Annotated in this window: 1 protein-coding gene; it reads left to right on the top strand. The window is 77.8% G+C overall.

Annotated elements, in window-relative coordinates; translation table 11 throughout:
• Window positions 1-139: 139 nt before the first annotated feature.
• Window positions 140-781, top strand: coding sequence for a carbonic anhydrase (locus ACFCX4_RS12345; protein WP_376141178.1), 642 nt, complete (start codon window positions 140-142; stop codon window positions 779-781).
• Window positions 782-913 lie beyond the last annotated feature (132 nt).

The following is a 913-nucleotide window of genomic DNA, read 5'->3' as shown; positions in this document are numbered from 1 at the left end:
CCGCGCGCGCGCCCCCCGCCGCCGGCGGGGCCCCCCCCCCGCCGGCGGCCCGCGCCACGGGGCCGGGAGCACCGCTCCGGGGGCAGGACGACGCGCCCCCGGCTGCGCGCCCGCGGCAGCGGGGCCGTAACCTGCGGTTATGACCGAGACCCTGACGCCGACGCCCGACGAAGCCTTCGCCCTGCTGCTGGCCGGCAACCGGCGCTTCACCGCGGGCACCCCCGAGCACCCCAACCAGGACGCCGCGCGCCGCGCCGCCACCGCCCCCGCCCAGAGCCCCTTCGCGGTGCTGTTCGGCTGCTCGGACTCCCGGCTCGCCGCCGAGATCATCTTCGACCAGGGTCTCGGCGACCTGTTCGTGGTCCGCACCGCCGGTCACGTCCTGGGAGCGGAGGTGCTGGGCAGCGTCGAGTACGGGGTCGGCGTGCTCGACAGCCCGCTGGTCGTCGTCCTCGGCCACGACTCGTGCGGCGCCGTGGCCGCGACCCGCGCCGCCGTCGAGGAGGGCACCACCGCCACCGGCTTCGTGCGCGACGTCATCGAGCGGGTGACGCCCAGCGTGCTGGCCGCCCGCGCCGCCGGCCGCACCGACGACGCCGACTTCATCAGCACCCACATAGAGCACACCGTCACCCTGCTGCTGGAGCGCTCCGCCGCCCTCGCCGACGCCGTCGCGCAGGGCCGCACCGCCGTGGTCGGCCTGTTCTACCGGCTCACCGACGGCACCGCCCACGTCGTCTCGGCCCGCGGCCTGAAGAACACCACCGTCACCAACCCCTGACCCCGTGCCCACCCGGCCCGGCCCGGGTGCGCCCGCGGTCACGATCCTCACCGGCGGATCACCGACCCGGACTCCACCGGTGCGGTCCGATTCCGGTCGCGGGGGGGTGGGGGGGGGGGGGCGGGGCGCGGC

The sequence above is a fragment of the Kitasatospora sp. NPDC056327 genome (assembly GCF_042261735.1).
Lineage (GTDB): Bacteria > Actinomycetota > Actinomycetes > Streptomycetales > Streptomycetaceae > Kitasatospora.
Note: the sequence above shows the minus strand (reverse complement) of the source record. Positions and strands in the feature narration are given on the sequence as shown.

Coding starts and splice junctions, on each gene's coding strand:
- ACFCX4_RS12345 (WP_376141178.1), top strand. CDS start 140: ATGACCGAGACCCTGACGCCGACGCCCGACGAAGCCTTCGCCCTGCTG.